The 20151-nt window shown below is 61.9% G+C and carries 16 protein-coding genes and 4 pseudogenes; 15 read left to right on the top strand and 5 right to left on the bottom strand.

Annotation, left to right across the window (positions count from 1 at the left end):
* The 4 genes from P0D89_RS39520 to P0D89_RS39505 all read left to right on the top strand — a co-directional run bounded on the left by P0D89_RS39520 (nt 1) and on the right by P0D89_RS39505 (nt 5388).
* A complete protein-coding gene (locus tag P0D89_RS39520) occupies nt 1–1890 on the top strand; it encodes an acyl-CoA synthetase (protein WP_408365172.1) in 1890 nt (629 codons plus the stop codon).
* A 208-nt stretch (nt 1891–2098) separates the two neighbouring features.
* Nucleotides 2099–3856, top strand: a complete 1758-nt coding sequence (locus tag P0D89_RS39515) for an acyl-CoA dehydrogenase C-terminal domain-containing protein (protein ID WP_408365202.1) — start codon at nt 2099–2101, stop codon at nt 3854–3856.
* Between the two features lie 44 nt (nt 3857–3900).
* A complete protein-coding gene (locus P0D89_RS39510) occupies nt 3901–4881 on the top strand; it encodes an NAD(P)H-dependent flavin oxidoreductase (protein WP_408365174.1) in 981 nt (326 codons plus the stop codon).
* Nucleotides 4882–4911: 30 nt separating this feature from the next.
* Nucleotides 4912–5388, top strand: coding sequence for a putative quinol monooxygenase (locus P0D89_RS39505; RefSeq protein ID WP_408365176.1), 477 nt, complete (start codon nt 4912–4914; stop codon nt 5386–5388).
* Nucleotides 5389–5613: 225 nt separating this feature from the next.
* On the opposite strand, the gene P0D89_RS39500 is transcribed toward P0D89_RS39505, so the two are convergent.
* On the bottom strand, nt 5614–6945 hold the full coding sequence (locus tag P0D89_RS39500; RefSeq protein ID WP_408365178.1) for an aminotransferase-like domain-containing protein: 1332 nt from the start codon (nt 6943–6945) through the stop codon (nt 5614–5616).
* 90 nt (nt 6946–7035) lie between these two features.
* Between P0D89_RS39500 and P0D89_RS39495 the strand changes: the two genes are divergently transcribed.
* The 4 genes and pseudogenes from P0D89_RS39495 to P0D89_RS39480 form a co-directional block, all read left to right on the top strand.
* On the top strand, nt 7036–7632 hold the full coding sequence (locus tag P0D89_RS39495) for a DJ-1/PfpI family protein (protein WP_408365180.1): 597 nt from the start codon (nt 7036–7038) through the stop codon (nt 7630–7632).
* 261 nt (nt 7633–7893) lie between these two features.
* Nucleotides 7894–8085, top strand: a pseudogene (locus P0D89_RS39490) (hypothetical protein); the annotation flags it as partial.
* A gap of 853 nt (nt 8086–8938) precedes the next feature.
* The gene (locus P0D89_RS39485) at nt 8939–10123 is read left to right on the top strand and encodes a thiolase family protein (RefSeq protein ID WP_408365182.1); all 1185 of its coding nucleotides are present in this window, start codon (nt 8939–8941) and stop codon (nt 10121–10123) included.
* Between the two features lie 295 nt (nt 10124–10418).
* Nucleotides 10419–10555 (top strand): annotated as a pseudogene (locus tag P0D89_RS39480) (IS6 family transposase); the annotation flags it as partial.
* A gap of 606 nt (nt 10556–11161) precedes the next feature.
* Here the strand turns inward: P0D89_RS39480 and P0D89_RS39475 are convergent.
* Together P0D89_RS39475 and P0D89_RS39470 are read right to left on the bottom strand one after the other, a co-directional pair.
* Nucleotides 11162–11530 carry an NUDIX hydrolase gene (locus P0D89_RS39475; protein WP_408365184.1) on the bottom strand — a complete coding sequence of 123 codons (369 nt, stop codon included), beginning with the start codon at nt 11528–11530 and terminating at the stop codon, nt 11162–11164.
* 227 nt (nt 11531–11757) lie between these two features.
* On the bottom strand, nt 11758–13005 hold the full coding sequence (locus P0D89_RS39470) for an ISL3 family transposase (protein WP_408364198.1): 1248 nt from the start codon (nt 13003–13005) through the stop codon (nt 11758–11760).
* Between P0D89_RS39470 and P0D89_RS39465 the strand changes: the two genes are divergently transcribed.
* Together P0D89_RS39465 and P0D89_RS39460 are read left to right on the top strand one after the other, a co-directional pair.
* A complete protein-coding gene (locus tag P0D89_RS39465) occupies nt 13004–13429 on the top strand; it encodes a hypothetical protein (RefSeq protein WP_408364196.1) in 426 nt (141 codons plus the stop codon). The two genes, P0D89_RS39470 and P0D89_RS39465, sit on opposite strands and share 2 nt — an antisense overlap.
* Nucleotides 13430–13723: 294 nt before the next feature.
* On the top strand, nt 13724–14635 hold the full coding sequence (locus tag P0D89_RS39460; protein ID WP_408365186.1) for a CHAD domain-containing protein: 912 nt from the start codon (nt 13724–13726) through the stop codon (nt 14633–14635).
* 220 nt (nt 14636–14855) lie between these two features.
* Here P0D89_RS39460 and P0D89_RS39455 read toward each other — a convergent pair.
* Nucleotides 14856–15100 (bottom strand): annotated as a pseudogene (locus tag P0D89_RS39455) (transposase); the annotation flags it as partial.
* Between the two features lie 220 nt (nt 15101–15320).
* Between P0D89_RS39455 and P0D89_RS39450 the strand changes: the two are divergent.
* On the top strand, nt 15321–15752 hold the full coding sequence (locus P0D89_RS39450; RefSeq protein WP_408365188.1) for a hypothetical protein: 432 nt from the start codon (nt 15321–15323) through the stop codon (nt 15750–15752).
* Between the two features lie 74 nt (nt 15753–15826).
* Here the strand turns inward: P0D89_RS39450 and P0D89_RS39445 are convergent.
* Nucleotides 15827–16263, bottom strand: a pseudogene (locus tag P0D89_RS39445) (cupin domain-containing protein); the annotation flags it as partial.
* A 102-nt stretch (nt 16264–16365) separates the two neighbouring features.
* Here P0D89_RS39445 and P0D89_RS39440 point away from each other — a divergent pair.
* The 4 genes from P0D89_RS39440 to P0D89_RS39425 all read left to right on the top strand — a co-directional run bounded on the left by P0D89_RS39440 (nt 16366) and on the right by P0D89_RS39425 (nt 20031).
* The gene (locus tag P0D89_RS39440; protein ID WP_408365190.1) at nt 16366–17115 is read left to right on the top strand and encodes an SDR family oxidoreductase; all 750 of its coding nucleotides are present in this window, start codon (nt 16366–16368) and stop codon (nt 17113–17115) included.
* 62 nt (nt 17116–17177) lie between these two features.
* A complete protein-coding gene (locus P0D89_RS39435) occupies nt 17178–17936 on the top strand; it encodes an SDR family oxidoreductase (RefSeq protein WP_408365192.1) in 759 nt (252 codons plus the stop codon).
* A 367-nt stretch (nt 17937–18303) separates the two neighbouring features.
* A complete protein-coding gene (locus tag P0D89_RS39430) occupies nt 18304–19113 on the top strand; it encodes a hypothetical protein (RefSeq protein WP_408365194.1) in 810 nt (269 codons plus the stop codon).
* Between the two features lie 534 nt (nt 19114–19647).
* The gene (locus P0D89_RS39425) at nt 19648–20031 is read left to right on the top strand and encodes a hypothetical protein (RefSeq protein ID WP_408365196.1); all 384 of its coding nucleotides are present in this window, start codon (nt 19648–19650) and stop codon (nt 20029–20031) included.
* Nucleotides 20032–20151 lie beyond the last annotated feature (120 nt).

Below are 20151 nucleotides of genomic sequence, written 5' to 3'. Positions count from 1 at the left end.
ATGACCGCCCCAATGCCAGACTACTGGACCCCCGACCTCCTGTTGAGCGAAGCCGACGTCGCCCGCTTCGAGCGCGTCCCGCTGGTGGACCGCAAACTGCCGGCCTCCACCTACGAAATGCTGATGGACGGCTGCGCCATCGACCCGTCGAAGGTTGCCATCCGCTTCTTTACCGACGGCGCCCGTCCCCTCGAGAATGCGCGGCAGGTGACCTATGCCGAGTTGCGCGCCAAGGTCCACCAGACGGCAAATCTGCTGAACGACCTCGGCGTCGGCAAGCACGATGTCGTCTCGGTGCTGATGCCAGCGGTTCCCGAATCGCAGTACGTCCTGTGGGGTGCTCAGGCCGCCGGGATCGTCAATCCGGCCAACTGGATGCAGGAGCCGGACATCCTCGTCCAGATGTTCCGCTCGGCGGGCACCAAGGTACTGGTCGCGTATGGTGGCGACGAGCACCCCGAGATCTGGGCCAAGGCCGAGGCCGTGGCGCGCGGCCTCCCATCGCTGGCGGTGGTGATTCGCGTCGGCGGAGCGGGGCCGGCGAGGGCCGCTGGCGTGCCCGTCATCGATTTCGCTGAAGCCGTCGAACGCTATCCCGCCGACCGCCTGCTCTCCGGGCGCATCTTCTCGCCCGACGACACCGCCTCGCTCTTCCACACCGGCGGCACGACCGGCGCCCCGAAGCTGGCGCGCAACCTGCACCGCAACCAGGTGTTCTGGGTGTGGGCGTCGAAGTATCTGTGGGGATCCGACTCGACCGAGGTGCAACTGGTCGGTGTCCCGGTTTTCCATGTCGCCGGCGCGGTGGTCGCCTGTTTCGGCCCACTGGCGAAGGGGGCGACTGTCGTGTTGATGACGTCGACCGGCTTCCGCCATCCGTCCGTGCTGCCGAACATCTGGCGCATCATTGAGGCCATTCGGGCCAACATGCTGATCCTCGTGCCGACGTTGGTGAACCAGGTGCTGTCGATTCCGCTGGGTGGCGCTGACATCTCGACACTGACCTACGTCGCCTCGTCGACCGCGCCCCTGTCGACTACCGTCGCCGACGCCTTCCATCGCATGACCGGCGTCCGAATCCGTGAAAGCTGGGGCATGACTGAAACCACGGCGGTCACCTGCATCACGCCCCTGGTCGAGCAGGTCAAGATTGGCAGTTCGGGCGTGCGGGTGCCGTACCAGCAGGTCCGCGTGGTGCTGCCGGACGGCGTCGGGAACGTGGCCCGGGACTGCGCGCCGCGCGAGCCGGGCCTCGTTATCGTGCGCGGGCCTTCGGTTTTCCCCGGCTACCTCGGCCAGAAGGAGGCTGCGCGCTGGTTCGACGGCGACTGGCTGGACACCGGCGACCTCGGCTACCTCGACGCGGACGGCTGGCTGTGGATCACGGGCCGCTCCAAGGACCTGATCATCCGCGGCGGACACAACATTGATCCGAAGATGGTGGAGGAGGTGCTGTTCGGCCATCCGGCGGTCCAGGATGCCGCCGTGGTCGGCGCGCCCGATGCGCATGCCGGCGAGGTACCGGTCGCCTACGTGGTGCTGAAGCCGGGAGCGAGCGCCTCGGCGGATAGCGTCCTGCGATACGCCGCCGAGCACATGCCAGAACGCGCGGCGATTCCAAAACACTGCTTCATGTTGCCCGACATGCCGAAGACGTCGGTCGGCAAGATCCAGAAGAACCTGCTGCGAGTCGATGCCATCGAGCAGATGTTCCGTGCGGCGCTCGACGGCATCGGCCGAGGCGCAGAGGTGCAGGCCACGGACCGGGGCAGCCGCGGCTTCTTCGTGGAGATCCGGGTGCCGACGCGTGTCGCCGGCGATGCGGCCCTGGCCGGCGCGCTGAGCTGCTTCACTATTCCCTATGCAGTCCGATCTATCGAAGGAGCTTGACCATGAGCCGACCTATCGACCGAAGAACAGCCGGCAAGCGGCGGTTCGCCAGCGTCGCCTGGGCAAAGTTCGTCCGCGGCATCGGCTATCGCCGGGGTGACGTCTGACCGGCCGACATCCGGCCATCGATCGCATTCGTCAAAAAGGAATCGCCGTGTCTACAAACTACAACGCACCCGTCGACGACTATGTCTTCCTGTTGCACGACGTGATCGCGCCGACCGTGCCATACGCGCTGGGTGGCATGGCGCGCGAAGACACGCGGCAGGTGCTCGAACAGGCCGCGCGCTTTTTCGAGAAAGTCTGGGCGCCCCTGGACGGTCCCGGGGACGAACAAGGCTGCCACTTCCACAACGGCGCGGTCAGGACGCCGTCCGGCTACCTGGCCGGATACGCCGCGCTGTGCGAGGCAGGCTGGAACCGAGTCTCAGTCCCGGAGGAATCTGGCGGAGCTGGCCTGCCGGAGGTGATCGATCAGGCCGTGCGCGAGTTCTCCGCGTCGGCCTGCAATTCGCTCGGCCTCTATGCGGTGCTGACCGCCGGCGCGCATGCGACGGTCCGACGCACCGGCGAGCCGTGGATGCTCGAGCATGTCGTCCCAGCGATGGTGAAGGGCCACTGGGCCGGCACGATGTGCCTGACCGAACCGCATTGCGGGACCGACCTGCGGTTGATGAAGACGTGTGCGGTGTCGCAGCCTGACGGCAGCTGGCGCCTCAGCGGCAGCAAGATCTTCATTTCCGGTGGCGACCAGGATCTGACCGAGAACGTCATCCACCTCGTGCTGGCGAAGGTCCCGGGCGAGGATGGACGCATCCGCGACGACCTGTCGACGGTCCGGCTTTTCCTGGTGCCCAAGCGTGTGGTGGACCCCGATAGCGGCACGCTGGGCGGATCGAACGGCGTCGTCGTGACCGGGATCGAGCACAAGATGGGCCTGAAGGGTAGCGCGACCTGCACCTTGTCATTCGAACATGCGCTGGCCTATCCGCTGCGGGAGTCGAGCCAGCCGGGCGGCACGCAACGCAAGTCGTCGGCCGGCATGAGCGGCATGTTCGACATGATGAATTCGGCGCGCCTCGTCACGGGGTTGCAGGCGCTGTCGTCGGCAAGCCGCGCCTACGGTCATGCGGCCAACTACGCCCGCGAGCGGCTGGCCGGCCGGGCCGCCAAGGCGGAGGATCGCACAGGCGGCACGGCGGACCCGATCGTGGTTCACCCGGACGTGCGCCGGCTGCTGCTGAAGCAGGCGTCCTTCCTCGAAGCCGCCCGTGCCCTCGCGCTTCACGTGACGGCGCTGCTCGACGAACCCGACGAAGCGCTTCGCGCCAACCGGAGCGCGATCGGCAGCCTGCTGACGCCGGTCGTCAAGGCATTCTTCAGCGACCGCTCCTTCGAGTCGGCCAACGACGCTATGCAATTGATGGGCGGGCACGGCTATATCCGCGACAACGGCGTCGAGCAGCTCATGCGCGACTGCCGCATCTTCCAGCTCTATGAGGGCGCCAACGGCGTGCAAGCGCTGGATCTCGTGCTGCGCAAGCTGCCCGCGGGCGGCGGCCGGGCGCTAGCCGATTTTCTCGACCTGGTCGATGCCACCGCATGGAAGGCGGCACAGCGCGAGCAGCTGCGCGCGCACGCTGACGCGTTACGGCACGGCGCGCAGGATATCCGTGCCTGCGCGAAGTGGCTTGCTGACCCGTCTCGCGACCCGTACGACGCCGGCGGCGCTTCCAGCGACTTCCTGGCCATGATGGGTATCGTCGCTTGCGCCTGGATGTGGCTGCGGATATCGGACGTCGCGCTTGGCCTGCTACCCGACGCGGACGACCGGCTTTTCCTCCGCCGCAAGCTGGAACTCGCCCGCTTCTGGTTCGCGCGTGAACTGCCGCTGGTCGCGGCGTTGCGGCAGCGTGTGGAGACGGGCGCAGCCTGCCTGATGGCGCTGCCGGCCGATCAGTTCTGACTGGTCAATATCTGATCCATGACTTTCTACAAGGAGCTTCGTCGATGAAGACGCAGATCACCGAGTTGTTCGGCATCGAGCATCCCATCATTCAGGGCGGCATGCACTACGTCGGGTTCGCGGAACTGGCCGCCGCGGTGTCGAATGCGGGCGGCCTGGGCATCATTACGGCACTGACGCAGCCCGGTCCGGACGCCTTGGCCCGTGAGATCGGGCGATGCCGGGAAATGACCGACAAGCCGTTCGGAGTCAATCTGACCTTTCTGCCGTCGCGCAATCCGCCGGACTACCCGGGCTATGTGCGGGCGATCATCGATGGCGGGATTCGCATCGTCGAGACGGCCGGCAACAATCCCCAGCAATGGCTGCCGACGCTGCACGAAGCGGGCATCCGGGTCATCCACAAATGCACGTCGGTGCGCCATGCACTGAAGGCCGAGAGTATCGGCTGCGATGCGGTCAGCGTCGACGGCTTCGAATGCGGTGGACATCCAGGCGAGGACGACGTCCCCAACTTCATTCTGCTGCCCCGCGCCGCGGACGAACTCAGGGTGCCCTTTGTCGCTTCGGGCGGGATGGCGGACGGCCGCTCGCTGGTCGCCGCGCTGGCGATGGGCGCGGCCGGCATCAATATGGGAACCCGCTTCGTCGCGACGGCAGAGGCGCCGGTGCATCGAAAGGTCAAGCAAGCCATCATCGCGGCAACGGAACTCGATACACGGCTCGTCATGCGCCCGCTGCGCAATACCGAGCGTGTGCTGAACAATGCGGGGGTCGAGCGCCTACTGGAGAAGGAAAGGCGCCTGGGGGCGGGCATCACGTTCTCAGACATCGTCGAAGAGGTCGGCGGTGTGTATCCGCGCGTGATGCAGGACGGCAATCTCGACGCGGGCGCCTGGTCCTGCGGCATGGTCGCCGGGCTCATCCACGATATTCCCCGGGTCGGAGACCTGATCGGCAGGATCATGCATCAGGCGGAGGAGATTGTCGCGACGCGACTTCAGGGAATGTTGTCGCGTGGCTAACCATTTGGGAACTGTCAGGGGGACAAGGAAATGCGTGGAATCGTAGCGAAGATCATGGTGAAGGAAGGCCGGGAGGCCGAGTTCGAAGCGCTGGCGGCCGGCCTGGTCGTGGAGTCCCGCGCGGAAGCCGGGTGCCTTTCGTACGACCTGTGGCGTTCGGAGGAAGCTCGTGAATACGTGTTTGTCGAGCGCTATGCCGACGAGGCGGCTGCTCAGGCGCACGTCAAATCCGATCACTATCGCCGGATCGGCCGCCAGATGGGCGCGTTGATGGATGGTCCGCCGACCGTGTTCCGAATGGCCGCAATGGAAGCTGCTGCGGGCCTGAACTCGGCCGATCCAGAACTTGCTGGAAGCGGCAGATCTGATCCTGAGCGCGTCAGGCTAGTAGAGCAGTGGTTGGGCTATTTCGGGCTTGATGACGCGAAGGAGTTGGATCTGGGCATCCTTGAGTCGATCCGGCAATACGTCAACGAGGGCGTGCGGCCGCCCGAAAAGGCTGCTTAGGGCGGGGTCGCATTCCCTCAAGGCGCAACAAGCGTTCGCATAGCAATTGACGACCCTGTTGGAATGCATGTTCCACCTGGGCGGCGCCGAGAGTGGTCCCAAACTTCGGTTGACAGAAATCAAGCTCGTCGACTAGCGGGCCTGGCGTCCTGCTGACGCTGGCTGTTCGCGCAACAATGGCGAACCTTCTGGTAATGAGACCGGCACGTCGAGGGTGACCGTCGGTCAGTAGGTCTGATCGGCGATAACACGGGCCACTGTTTCCAGTGATCCCCTGAGCGTTGGCAAATCGACGGAGCCGATTGCCAATCGAATGGCGTGAGGCACATGAGCCGATGTCGAGAACGGCAGGGCTGTCGACACCGAAACCCGTTCGCGCAACAACGCCATCGCGACCGCGTCCGCGCGAACCTCCTGTGCCAGGGGAAGCCAGATGAAGTACGAGGCGGGATGGCTGATTCTCGTGAGCCCGCCCAGAACCACGGCGGCAAGGTTCTGACGCGTCGTTGCATCGCGTCGCTTGTCCTCTTCGAGCCGGGCTACCGTGCCGTCCTCGATCCAGCCGCAGGCGATGGCCGTCATGGTCGCCGGCGTGTTCCAGGTCGTCGCCCTGATCGCCCGTTCGAGCTTGGGAACCCATTCGCGTGGCGCACAAACGAAACCGACGCGCAGACCCGTCGCGACGCTCTTCGACAAGCTAGAAACATAGACCGTCGTCTCTGGAGCAAGCGCTGCCAACGGGGGCGGCGCACCTTCAGCAAGGAATGCGTACGCCGCGTCCTCGATGAGCATCAGCCCGTGTCGTCGAGCAATGGCGACGAGTTCTCGACGTCGCGCCGAGCTCATTACCCAGCCGAGCGGGTTGTGCAGCGTCGGCATGGTGTAGACGGCGCGCACTCGCCGTCGCTTGCACAGGGCCGCCAATGCGTCCAGATCGGGTCCGCGCCGGGTGGCCGGGATCGGCGCGAGTTCCAGTCGATTGGCCTCGGCGGCCAGCTTGAATCCCGGGTATGTCAGCGCGTCCACAGCCACTACGTCGCCGGGCTCGAGTAACGCCATAGCGACTGTCGTCAGTCCGTGCTGTGCGCCGCTCACGAGCAATGTGGTTTCGGCTGTCGCTGCCAGCCCCCGGTGGGCCAGGTGGTCTGCCACCGTCGCCCGCTCGTGCTCGCGCCCGCCTTGGGGCTGGTATCGCAGCAGTGACTCCAGGTCACCTGCGGCCGCGAGCTGGCGCAGCGCCGCCCGGAGAAGGTCAGCCTGGCCCGGCGAAGACGGATAGTTGAAGCTCAGATCGACGGTGTCCGCGCTCCAGGCATGCAGGTCAATGCCTTGACCGCGAGGCAGAGGCTCCTTGACGAATGTACCGCGGCCGGTTTCGCCGCTCACGAGGCCCATCGCCTGCAGCTCTGCGTAGACACGCGTGGCCGTCACCAGCGACAGGCCTTCGCGAGCAGCCAGGTCGCGGTGCGTCGGCAGACGTGTTCCGGGACGCAGGCGGCCGGCACGGATGTCGGCGGCGAGGTGGTCGACCAGTTGTTTGTAGCGGGCCTGCGGCATGGCTCAATGTATCCATGACAATAAATTGATTGTATTGATTATCGGACCTACCATTGCACAAAACAACGTCTCCACCTACACGAGGACGCCATGCACATCGCCATCCTGACCTTTGAAGGCTTTAACGAACTCGACTCGCTGATTGCGCTCAACATCCTCAACCGTGTCAGGAAACCGGACTGGCGGGTTTCGATCGCCAGTCCGGCGGCGCGGGTGCGTTCGATGAACGGTGTAGTGCTGGAGGCGCAAGCGTCGCTGCAGGAGGCTTGCGACGCCGACGCGGTGCTGGTCGGCAGCGGGATAAAGACCCGGGACGTCGTCGCCGATGCCGCGTTGATGTCGCAACTGCAGCTCGACCCGGCGCGCCAGCTGCTGGGTGCGCAATGCTCGGGCACGCTGATTCTCGCGAAGCTGGGCCTGTTGGACGGCGTTCCGGCCTGCACGGACCTGACCACCAAGCCGTGGGTCGAAGGGACTGGTATAGCTGTGCTCAACCAGCCGTTCGTGGCGAGCGGAAACGTCGCGACCGCGGGCGGATGTCTGGCATCGCAGTATCTGGCGGCCTGGTTCATCGCGCGGCTGGAGAGCCTCGAAGCTGCACGCGGCGCGATTCACTATGTCGCCCCCGTCGGTGAGAAGGAAAACTACGTGACGCGCGCGATGGCGAACATTTCGCCGTTCCTCTAAGGGGAACGGATCGTGTGCCTACGACTGCGGTGACTCACTCATCGAACCGACAGCGCAATACGACTTGCGATGCCGGGTTGGTACATTCTCGAACTGACCTTGTCTATATATGCATATGCACACAACCGGAAAACCTGGCCTTCCTCAGATCTGACCTGAACACCCTGGACCGATTCCTCGGACACACTGAGCGCGACGTTTTTGCTCTGCGTACTGATCTTCAGCGCTGGTTTCGGTGTCGGGCGAGGGGTATCGAATGGCGCTGCACAGCAGACCTATTTGCAGGACTCGGACCAGTTGAATCAAGCGAAGTGGGAGCATGCGTTTGCTGCAGTGGCTCTGTACCGTTCACTGGGTGGCGGTTGGAATGAGAATGCCGCAGCTCGCGTGGCGTCGCGCAACGAATATGGTCAGACCTCTGGCGCCGCCGTTTTGTCGGCAGTCAGCCATTGATAGATAAAGCAGGCCGGACCTGTCGGCAGTAGCCCCGCGAGCGCTTCGAAAAGCGATCGCATCCTGAAATGCGGTTTTGCAACCAGCTAGGGAGCGTGAGCGTTGCCCGATAGGTCACATGCTTCGTTGTGACACGCTGGGCGATGTCGCTCAAAGACCGAGATAGGCGGGCTTCGCGGTAGACAACGACGCCTTCACCTTGCGCGCAACATCGTCCGTCAGCACCTCTTCCTCGTTATTCAAAACTGCTTGCAGCACTTGCGCCACGAGGTCTTCGGGCTTGCTCTTGGGCGCGATCGAGTCGTGCGGTCATGCTGGTTTAGACGTAGACCGGATGTACCCCGACTACGAAAGTATTTTGCTTGCGGAGTTCTGCCCTCAGACTATTCGTCAAGGACCATGCATCGGCTTTTGACGCGCAATACGTTTTAACATCGACGCGTCGCAGGCGCTGGCGTAGATTTTCTTCGCACGCAGCCAGGTGAGGGCTTGTACAAAAGCCCCGCCAAGCCGAGGTTTACGTCTGTCATCAAGGCAACGATCTCACTAGCTTGTATGCCTTCTCCTTTTGACTCGTATGGATGGATTTCTGCTCCACAGTTTACTTGACTATGTGCATATGCACATTTAAACTGTTTTGCGTGACTCAACCGATCTCTTTCGAAGAGTGCGACTGCTTCGCGCTGCGGCAGCGCTTGCGTGGCAAGTGGCGCGGATTGACGAGTACCTTCTCGACGTGAAGGCGCCGCAGTTCGCAATTCTCGCCACGCTGACGCCTGCCCCGGAATGAGAGCCTGCTTCGAATATGCGAAGCGCGAGCCAATGCGTATGACTTTACTGAAGAGAGATGACCATGAACATGCGAGATGTAGTGATCTGTAATCCGGTGAGAACGCCGATCGGTGCTTTTGGCGGTTCGCTCAAGGATGTTCCTGCAACGGAACTCGGTGCGGCTGCTGTGCGCGAAACCTTGTTGCGGAGCGGTCTCGATGGCACGGAGTTGGGGGCGGTCGTGATGGGCAACGTGGTTCAGGCTGGCAACCGGATGAACCCGGCGCGTCAGGCTGCGATTGGCGGTGGCGTTCCGGTGGGAGTGCCGGCACTGACAGTGAATCGAGTGTGCGGGTCAGGCGCGCAGGCAATCGTCTCTGCCGCACAGGAGATCTGGCTCGGACTCGGCGACGCGGGCGTTGCCGGGGGCATGGAAAATATGGATCGCGCGCCGTATTTACTCCCAGGGGCCCGGCAGGGATACCGGATGGGCAATGCGCAAGTGTATGACAGCATGTTGCAGGATGGGCTCGTCGATGCGTTCTCGAACGAGCATTCGGGATGGCACACGGAAGATCTTGTGTCGAAACTCTCGATTACGCGCGAAGCGCAGGACCGGTGGGCTGCACGGTCACAGCAGCGCTTTGCCGCGGCGCAAGAGCGTGGCTTCTTCAGCTCCGAAATAATCGCCGTGGAAGTAGCAGGGCGCAAGGGGCCGGTGAGCTTTGTACAGGACGAGGCGCCGCGTCCAGACACAACGGTCGAAACGCTTGCGAAACTTCGTCCGGCTTTTCGGCCTGACGGGACGATCACTGCTGGCAATGCGCCAGGCCTGAACAGCGGCGCAGCGGCCATGCTGGTCGCGGAGCGTGGCTTCGCCGAAGCGCGTGGCATCAAACCCTTCGCCCGACTCGTCGCATTCGGTGTTGCCGCAGTCGAGCCTGGCATGTTTGGGCTCGGGCCAGTGCCTGCCGTTCACATCGCGCTTGAACGGGCGGGTTGGAAACTCGCGGACGTTGACCGGGTTGAAATCAACGAAGCGTTCGCTGCGGTGCCAATCGCCGTCGCGCAAAAGCTAGGGTTGCCGGATGACATCATCAACGTAGAAGGCGGCGCGATTGCTCACGGTCATCCGATCGGCGCAACTGGTGCCGTGCTCACGACACGGCTCATCCATTCGATGCGGCGCGACGGACTGCGGCGCGGTATCGTCACACTCTGCATCGGCGGCGGGCAGGGCATTGCGCTGGCATTGGAGGCGATTTGACCACGAGCGGGCTCGCTATGCGATAGCCCTGCGCAGTCGCTGATGCATGTGCAGAATCCTAGCCCGATTCTGAACGGACGCAGGGACACCGCGAGCCCGCTTGTATTGAGACAATAGACTATTCGTTGAAGATAAAGATGCGAATCCTAATGGTGGGCGCCAGTGCTATAGGTGGACACCTTTGGCGGAGGTCTGGCGGCGCTGTCGCGTTAAAGCGTTCGCGACGCAAGAGCGAAAACGCTCCGCGTTTGATTCGAAAGCGGACGGATCTTGGGTGATCTCAGTGAAGTGATGCATGCGTGGCTTCCGCGATCCTGAACGCACGCATGCTTTCCTCTCGAACTTCGGTCCGAACAGCACTTTGCGCTGAAGCGACATTTGCTGCGCGCTTCGCTCGATCGCAAATAACTTGGCGAACGTTTCGCCGCTTGACAGCGCTTCACTGATCTCACCCAGAATCCGTCCGGCTTCCGAGGGAGAGATCTCCCGCAGTTCTACGTCGCGAACAATTTAGCGTGACAACGCCATGTCGAGAGACGGGGCAGTGTGGCCGGCGATGCTGTTCGGCCTGAAAGGGCATGCCCTTCGAAAAAAGCATGCCGCTCATTGAAAGCGCCCCGACTCCGCACGGGCTGGTCAAATGGCGCGTGTCCACGCGCGATGCGCGTGCCACGCTTGACACCAACTCCGCAATCGGACACCTGTCGCGTAGGCGATGCAAATGTTGGGCTGGCCGCAACTTCAATCACTTGGAGTCGCATCTAGAAGATACTGCAACATGGGTGGCGGCCGGCGCTCTTGCCTTGGTACTCGAACAGAGCATGACGCTGTTGCAGGACGACGCGCTCGCACGGCCGTGTTCGCTCCTGGCCCGCTATGTGGACGGAGGGGTGCAAGTTGGTGGAGGAATGACCAGGAGCGCGGTCTGACCCGTCCCACGGCGCTGGCGCACAAAGCATTCGAACTGCAGTCGTGTAGGCGAATGGCCGGTTCGGGGAGCACTGTCTGTTGCTTGTCGATCGGCGCCTGTCGATTGCGCTACTTTCTGCGACGTTGACTCATGAGCTTCACGATGTCGATCGTCGGCCCGCTGGTCATGAGGCTAGAGACGTCGTCGAGGTGAACCCAGCGACACTTGGATATTTCGTTACTGGCGCGAGCTTTGGCGCGATTTGAGATTTCGCAGGAGAACACGTGATGGTGTTTCTGCTTGCCGCGGAGGTCGAAGAGGTACTTGGCTGATTTTCCAGAAAGCCGCGTTTCTTCCTTGAGTTCCCGAAGCGCGGCGGCCCAGAGATGTTCTCCACGCTTGAGAATCCCGCCCGGCAAAGCCCACTTCGACTGACTACGTGTGACCATGAGGATTCGCTTACCTCTGCGACAGATCACGGTGGCGCGTTTCTTCAATCCGAACTCCTACTTCCAGGTATCGTCGAGGCGCGGTCGATGCGGCAGCGTATCGGGCGATGATTGATGTATCCAAGCATCCTAATATAGAACAGCAGACGCTCGGCGACGTCGCGAATTGAGGGCGGTATACGGGCCACACCTTGAAATGCGTTTCATCAAACCGTCACAAAAATGGCGGTGCGCGAATATCTGTGTGGTAAGGTCTGGGCAAAACATATGCTTGGTCAGTAGAAATTGTGGGTGGTTGGCGGCTCGGGAAGATTGCCAAGTGCATGATACAGCGCGATTTCCGTCGCTCTGAAGGTTCGGAAGCCGTAGGCTTTTCTCATGGTGACTTTCGCTTTGTTGTTCAAGCCCTCGACGATGCCGCTGGAGAACTGCTTGCGCGCACGGAAGTAGTTAAGGATTAGTTCCCGGTGGGCGCGCACGGTGCGGGCGAATTTCTTCATCGGCTCGATGCGTGAACGCATCACCTGGGTGCACCACTGGTCGAGGAATTTGCCGGCCCACACAGGCGAGACGTAATCCCAAAGCTGCTGGAACTCCTCCTTGAACAACCAGGCACGTACGGTACGCAGGTTGTAGCGCAACAGGTCGCGCATGCGCAGCCGCTGTTTGTCGGTCAGGTTCTCCCGCCGCTTGAGCAGGCACCAGCGTGACTTCTTGAGCACCGGCTCATATCCGTCGCGGTTCATGCGGCGGGTTTCGTCAGCGCGAACCTCATCGATCGCCTTGTTCATCTTTGCGACGATGTGGAAGCGGTCGAGGATGTTCAGTGCATTGGGGCAATGTAGCGCGATCATCTCGAGGTAAGGTTTCCACATGTCCGAGCAGACGAACTCAACTTTCTCGCATAGCGGTTTTCCGATCATGGCGAAGAACCTGGCGAAGCTTTCTTTCGTGCGCTCCTGCCCGATCCAGAGCAGACGCGTGCAGCCGGCCTCGATCTGGTAGACCAGGGTGAGGTATTGGTGTCCACGACCATACTGGATTTCGTCGACGCCAAATGCGCGGACCGTGCCGAGCTCGCGATGGTTCAGCCCCCAGTTGACCACCCACTCTACTGCATTGAAGACCTTCTCCCAGCTGGTGCGGAAGCTTTGCGCCGTCTCCTTCCAGGACAGCTTGCGGGCCCACTGCGCGAGGAACAGCATGTAGGCCGTCGTGAGCGTGTGTTTGCCGTTGGCCCAAGGCAGCGCTTCGACCTTCACGCCGCAGTCACGACAGTCAACGCGCCGCATGGTATAGAGTAGGAACACCGCAAAACCCCAGACTGGAATGAACTCGAAGCGACGCTGGGCGAGCGTGTCGTAGCCCCGACTGGGCTGATTGCAACACGAGCAGATCGGCTTCGAACCCTTGCGCGGCCGTACGTCGATCTCGATAGACTGGGTTGCCTCGCACAGTCGCGCGCCTTCATAAACGAAAGCGGGAAAATGATGGCAGGCATTGAGCAGGCGGGTCAGCAACATGGTTAGCAAGGCCAGCAGCGGCAAGGGGAAAGCCGCTATTGTCGCCCCCGATCAGGATGCTCTGGCGCGCTACGTGCCCGACCTGCAGAACTGGCCCGCGTCCTGGCGTTTCGAGGACGAGGACATTCCGCCCGGGCAGGCACTCGTCGAAGTGTTCACGCCTTTCCTGCAAGACCTGCTCACACAGGGATATGCCCGCAAAACGTTGAATCGCCACCGCGATCACCTCTGGATGCTCGGCGGACATCTCATTGAAGTCCGCCACGAAAATCGGGATGCCGCCGCGATGGATGCCCTCACGCTCGTTCTCAACCAGATTGATCAATATGGTGGCCCGTTGATCTCCCGGCACCTCAACGAGGACGCGCAGAGCGCTTTCGACGCCACTTGCAAGAAGCTCTATCGCTTCCTTTGCCCCTTGTGAACGACCGCGCAAATCCGCGCAAGTGCGGCACCGTGTCCGTAACACCGCACGAAATCTGACCGGTCAAGGGCGGGCTTTAGCCCGGCGCAGCAGACCCTTGACGCCGCGACGGTTTGCCATGCTATGCGATGGTCGTACGCGCGGCATTTGAGCGCTTACGACCATACAAAACCAGCTTCCTGCGTCGTTGCCCAAGGTCGGCCTTACTTTGACCAGTCCCTCCCTGATCCCCATCAAATTACCCACAGATTCCGCCGAGGATCCAAACATATTTTTATCCGACCCGAGGCTGGAATGGATCTGGATGATGACTGGCCCTTGCCACGGCCAGACACTCGCTTCAAAGTCGACCGGCGGCCGGCCGGTTCATCACTGTCAAAAACGAGCTCCATCGCCAGTACCTTCTCATCACTGGCGACGCCGGTGGTAGCCGAGGCAGTGCAAAGGGCAAAAGAACTATCCAGAAAAGGCGATGCCGAGGGGTTCCATCAACTTCGAGTCGCCTTCAGAAAGCTTCGTGCTCTGTACTGGGCGTACTCCCCCTACCTCGGAGAGGAAGCAACCGCGCAAGCCACCGAAGAATTCAAGCGCCTTGCTGCGGTGGCTGGTGGAACGCGTGATTGGGACATCGCAGGCGATCTTCTGAAAGCCGCGCAAAAGGCAGGCGCACCGATCGAACTGCTCGTAGCAGCTGCGGGCGAGAAGCGTGCGCAGGCGGTGGTGGATAGCCAGTCAATGATCAAAAGCGACGATATCGAGGCGTTCTTGAGCGATGTCTTGCTTCGCGCGCAAAGCACTCTTCAATCGCGTTGCAGCGATCTTCCCATCCGAGCGTTCGCTGAAAAGCGCGTCCGTCTGGCCCAGCGCGCACTTCAAAAGCGAAGCAGGCGCGCAGCGCATAGTGAGGCCGCCCAGGAGAAAGACCTTCACGACGTTCGAAAGGCGGGCAAAAAGCTGAGATACCTGCTCGAGTTCTTTCAGCCCGTTATCAAGGGCGGACACGATCACACTATCAAGGAGCTGACATCCGTGCAGAACAAGTTGGGACAGTTCAACGACATTGCCGCAAGCGAGGCCCTGATTCGCAGTGCGTCATTCAACGAGGTTCCGGCCGAGGTCATACAGGAATCGCTGCAATGGTTGGAAAAGCAGAAGTGCCGACGAATGTTCGTAGCATCACGGCGGGTCCGAGCTATGGCTAGCTGAGACTGGTACGATCAAGAAAGCCGCACATAGCAATGTCGCCGAGTTGTTTGCGCGGATTGGCAAGCGACTGCGGCCGGCCGAGGTTGTGTAAAAACGTGCGGCTCCGTAGGCTTAATGCCGGGCCGTAATGCCGCCGCTTAGACTTTCGGATTTGCGTCGAGGAACACGAAACCTGCTCGGGATTGCGCAGCGAAAAGCGACTGTCATTGGCGGCGTCGAATCAGGCGCCAGCCACCTTAATCGCACGCATCGTTTTTGCGAATCCCAGTATTCTGATGACTCGCTGGAAATTGTAGGCGAGCAGCTGCAGGCTCATTTCAGCTGCAACGTGACCGAGCCTGCGTGTCAGGAAGTGTGTTGAACGCATCCAGTGCTTAAGCGTGCCGAACACGTGTTCGACCGTACGGCGTCGCAGCGTCATTGCATTGGCCGGCGATCCAGTCGGCGCTGCATCGCCTGGAGTACCAACGTTTCTGCGGTGCTATCGCGATTGCGCATTTGCTCGCGCAGTTTGTCGATCTTCTCTCGTAGTCGCGCAGTCTTCGCTTCAACCTCCGCGGGCTACGTGCGGGTGAGGCCAATTAAAGACCTTCGACATGTCGAGCAAGATTGACGACAATGTGGCCAAGGAACGATTACGGGCCGTGCTCCGTCCTCGGAACCGCCGCTCAATCTAAAAGAGAACATGAGACGACTGATCCTCGCTGCGCTCGCAGCCACCTCTTTCGTGACTTGCGTCCATGCGCAAAGCAACGCGCCCGGCCCGCTCGATACACCTTCGGGCAAACTGCAATTCGTGCGCGTCGACCGCGATTTCGTGGGGATGCTCGACAAAGAAATTTTCGATCGCTTCGGTGCGAACACTCTCTCGCATTTCGATGACGTTGGCAACGCAAATGACACCATCGCGCGCACGCTCGTGCAGACTGATTCCGGGCCGGTGCTGTATGACTTTCGCCACCATCCGCCACTTGTACAGCGCACGGGTAAGCGGATGACGGTCAAGCGCGTGTTCTGGCAAGGCGATGAAGTCGTCATGCAAAGCTCGCAAGGCTGGTTCCGATTCGAACGCGGCGTGCTGACGAAGCTGCAGTCGTCTACGACGACGTACCATTGATCGCGCGAAAGCCGCACACACGCTCGCCAGCGATGACATACACCGCGTCGCCGTGCACGCCATTGCCTTTCTCCCGGTTGCCTTAGCCTCCATTGGCTCAAGTGGAGTTGCACGAGCGTGGCCAGCCGCTGTTCGCCGCGCACATGCACGATTTGCGGCAGCAGCGAGATCAGCAGCGACGCATCCGGTGAACTGAAGCTGCAGTGGCCCGCCATCATGCGTGCGTCGATCGGGCGGTCCGGCGCGCCGATTCTGAATTCGCCGTTGCCCAGCGCGACGGGCGCGGGCGTCTCGATGCCCGACGGTAGTGGCTCGAGACTCGACATCGCGACGCCGTAGTCCGCTGGAATCAGCACGAAGTCGCCCGACAGCAGTTCGATGGGCTCGTGTCCGTCGATCGCGATGCGGCATCCGAGCGGCTGATGCGCCAGGGGCTCGCGCCGAGCACGAGTTTGGAGAACCGGGCGCCCGGCTGCAGCAACGTCACGACTTCGGGCAGCGGATCGATCATCGCCGGACTCCTGCAAATGAAATTCGGATGATTGATTGTAGCGAGTACGGGCTCGCCGATCTATCGTATGTGGACACGCCAACCACCCCACAGGATTTCCCCATGAAAACCGTGCTGATCACCGGCTGCTCTTCCGGATTTGGTCTCGAGATCGCGCGCTGCTTCCTCGCGCGTGACTGGCAGGTCATCGCGACGATGCGCACGCCGCGTGCCGATGTGCTGCCACCCTCAGACCGTTTGCGCGTGCTGGCGCTCGACGTCACGAATCCACAGAGCATCCGCGCGGCTGTCGAGGCCGCAGGCCCGATCGACGTTCTCGTCAACAACGCGGGCTTCGGCGCGGCTTCCCCGGCCGAACTCGTCCCGATCGCGACGGTGCGTGAGGTTTTCGAAACCAACACCCTCGGCACGATCGCAATGACGCAAGCGGTGCTGCCTCAGTTTCGGCAGCGTAGGGCCGGTGTCGTCGTGAACGTCACGTCGAGCGTGACGCTGAAGGCACTGCCGCTGATCGGCGCGTACCGGGCGAGCAAGGCCGCGGTGAACGCATTCACCGAGTCGATGGCGCTGGAGCTCGAACAGTTCGGCGTGCGGGTGCGCCTGGTGCTGCCAGGCCGCGCGCCCGAGACCCGTTTCGGCGAGAACGCCCGTGCGCACATGTACGGCATCGACCACGAAGCCTATGCCGATCTCGTCAAGAAGGTTTTCGCGGCGCTGGAGGATACGTCTTCGCCGATCACCCGGGCCGAAGACGTCGCCGAAGCCGTGTGGCGTGCGGCGACCGACCCGTCATCCCCGATGCGCATCCCGGCCGGCGCCGACGCCGAAGCATGGGCGGCCGAGGTTCGTTGAACGATCGGCGCCATCGCTCTGAATTTTTGCGTGCTACTGCGCAATATCACAAGGAGATTGCCATGCAGGACAAACCTGTCGCCCTGGTCACCGGGGCCAATCAAGGAATCGGTCTTCAGATCGCAAAGGATCTCGCGGTACACGGCTTCACTGTGCTGGTCGGGTCGCGCAATCTCGAACGCGGCGAGGCTGCGGCCCGGGAGGTTGGGCCGGACGCCCACGCGCTCCAGCTCGACGTGACGGACCAGGCTTCGATCAAAGCCGCGGCGGGGCGCGTTCGTCACGAGTTCGGCCGTCTCGACGTGCTCATCCAGAACGCGGCCATCTCGAATACAAAAAGGCTGCCCGGGCAGTCCGTCGAGGAGTACGTGAAGACGACCCGCGCGAGCAACGTGTCCCTCGAAGAAATGCGCGCGGTGTGGGACACCAACGTGTTCGGCGTTATCGCCGTTTACCAGGCGATGCTGCCGTTCCTGCGCGAGACGCCGGGTTCCCGCATCGTCAACGTGTCGAGTGGCGTCGGGTCGCTAACGGCGAACTCAGACCCCGCCTTTGCCTACCGCGCGATCTTCGGCCCTGTCTACCCAGCGTCCAAGACGGCCCTCAACGCTTTGACGGTCGCCATGGCAATCGAGCTGGAGCCGGAGGGGATCAAGGTCAACGCCGTCTCCCCGGGCTTCACCAAGACGAACCTCAATGGATACGCGGGCACGCAGACTGTCGAGGAGGGCGCTCGCGAAGCGGTGCGCGTCGCGCTGCTGGGCCCGGACAGCCCCACGGGGACGTTCACGCGCTGGGAAAACGAAACGATCCCGTGGTGATGTGATCTCGAGCGTGTGATCGAGGGGATCGATGGATTGGGCCAGGGCAAATGCAAATCGGCCGTTCGCCTGATCTATCGGTCACCGCGTCGCGTTTTGCTGCCATCGGATTGATGTCGGCTGAGCGGCTACTCGGCAAATTCGATGAGGTCACCGGCGGTTGTACCTCGGAAGCAGCCGTTGCTGTGGGGCGAGTTCGAACGGCGGCTCAGGGTCCGATGCTGGTCTGTCGTGCCGGTCGCTTCTGAGCCAGCAGGGCTACGCCTGGCCTGATTGGAAAGGGCCGATCCATCGGATTGATCGAACGCTATGTCCTCCACAGAACGATCGGCAACTTGGAACTATACTGGGGCACCTGGAGGTTTCAATGGCCGATCACGATAAACTGCATCCACTACGTCCGCTCCTGAAAAATTGGGTTTGGGAGCATGGTCGAATCGGGACTCGCTATTTGGACTGCGTTGATGGCGTAATCAAGTTTGACGAAGGCAAGAAATCGCATTTCGCAGCCGAGAAATATACCTACGTGCCCCTTGGTAAGGACGCTCAAGACGATGTATCCGAGGATGGTCCTGCAATCCAGGAGGCGGGACTTGCCCGGTTTTTGCGGGCTGCGCAGTTGGGCTCGCCAGAGGAAGCCGGTTCTGTAGCGGAGGTTCAACGCGCAGTGCAGGACTGCGTTGAACTCGGCCTGTTCAGCGCGTATCAATTGGAGGCTCGAGAGGCACTCGCCCGCTACTCGCTGGAACCAATGTTCGAGGACGAGATCCGCGCGGCGGTTGTCGACGACATCCGGCGTAGTTACGCCGGCATGCCGGAACAACTGGCGCTGTACGACTTCAGTGTGCTTTACGGCTTGCCCATACCGCTGCTTATCAGCGAGACGCCCTTCATCGACTGGCGCATGCGCGTCAGTCCGGCACTTCCGTTTGTATCGCTTCCGTTGGGACCTTACTGCCTGCTGGTAGGCGCGCCGTCGGGCAGGCAAAGCCGAATCGGCCCGGTGGTCTGGAAGGCCGCTGCCGCGATGGGCCCGTTGAAGGACCATAACCGCCGGATCGTGGAGCGGGCACGTCTGTGGCTGGTGGCGACTACTGATGACCAACTCGTCGCTGCACAAAGCCATATTGCTGCGGCCACGGGCTCCGGGAAAGAGGATGCGAAGCGCTCTAGGTGAAAACCCCGGGATGCGTCGAACTATGCTGCAGCCCACCAGACTCGCTGCCTTGGCGAGTGCAGTGCTTTGCCAGTGGAAATATGCAGCAGGGATTTGCGTTTATCCAGTCAGGCAGGGCGGACCGGATTATTTTCCATTTGACGTCGATGCTACTGCCGATAAATAGTGGTGCAAAATGAGTGGCAGGGAAGCGTCTGTTCAAGGAAATAAAGTGGCAGCAAGCGTCACAACGCTGTCACGGCGAACATGTAGCTTCATTCGACGCCGCAACCCAGGCGGCGCTGAAGTACACAAAAACTAGAGACCTGAGAGCTATTACGTATGACCAGTCCTGAATCTCGACGTTCACTGGCTTTGCACCGGGACGCCCCAAGCCGCGTAATCCGCATTTCGTGACAATGGCGGCGCACGGGGTCGATGTGCCGTGCGTCCCTATTCATTCTTGTCAACATGGTCGGACTAGCGCGCGACGACGCGCGCTCAGCCATTTGCAAGTCGACGCGGCATGCGCTTGCCGCAGGAACCGGGTGCGATGTGAAGGCAGCTAAACCTAAACGGTCGTCCGACGAAGTCCGGCGCTTCGATGGGAATGAGATGGAACTGGCGCGAGGCGCCTCGCATATCGCGAGCATGCTGTACGAGCACAGCATTCGTGCCGCGGTCGGGGAAACGCTTCTCCAGTTCGAGGGGTGTCACGGACGCGAGGACCTGCAGGCATTCGCGTATGCCCTTCTAGGGAAACTGGAGCAGCGCGGCAAGCCGGAGGCAGTCAAGCTGCTTTACGCCTTTCTAGAGCATGGCCGCTTGCCGGAGGTGACACCCGGCGCGCTGCCCGTGCCCGTCGCTACGCGGAAGCCCGTCGTCAGGAAGCGGCGAATGGCCCGGTCCATGATCGGCCGGGCGGCTGCAATGACCTAAGCTGCCTGAACGCGACTCGACGGCGCGGCGGAAGAGGCCTCGCCTGACGTGTCCGCCGGAAAGTACACGCCAGCTTCCGGTCAAAAGTATGTTGTTCCTTTAACCGTAGCAAGAACCGCG

The organism is Paraburkholderia sp. RL18-085-BIA-A, from assembly GCF_046027075.1.
Taxonomy (GTDB): domain Bacteria; phylum Pseudomonadota; class Gammaproteobacteria; order Burkholderiales; family Burkholderiaceae; genus Paraburkholderia.
This window is presented reverse-complemented; position numbering and strand designations above follow the sequence as displayed.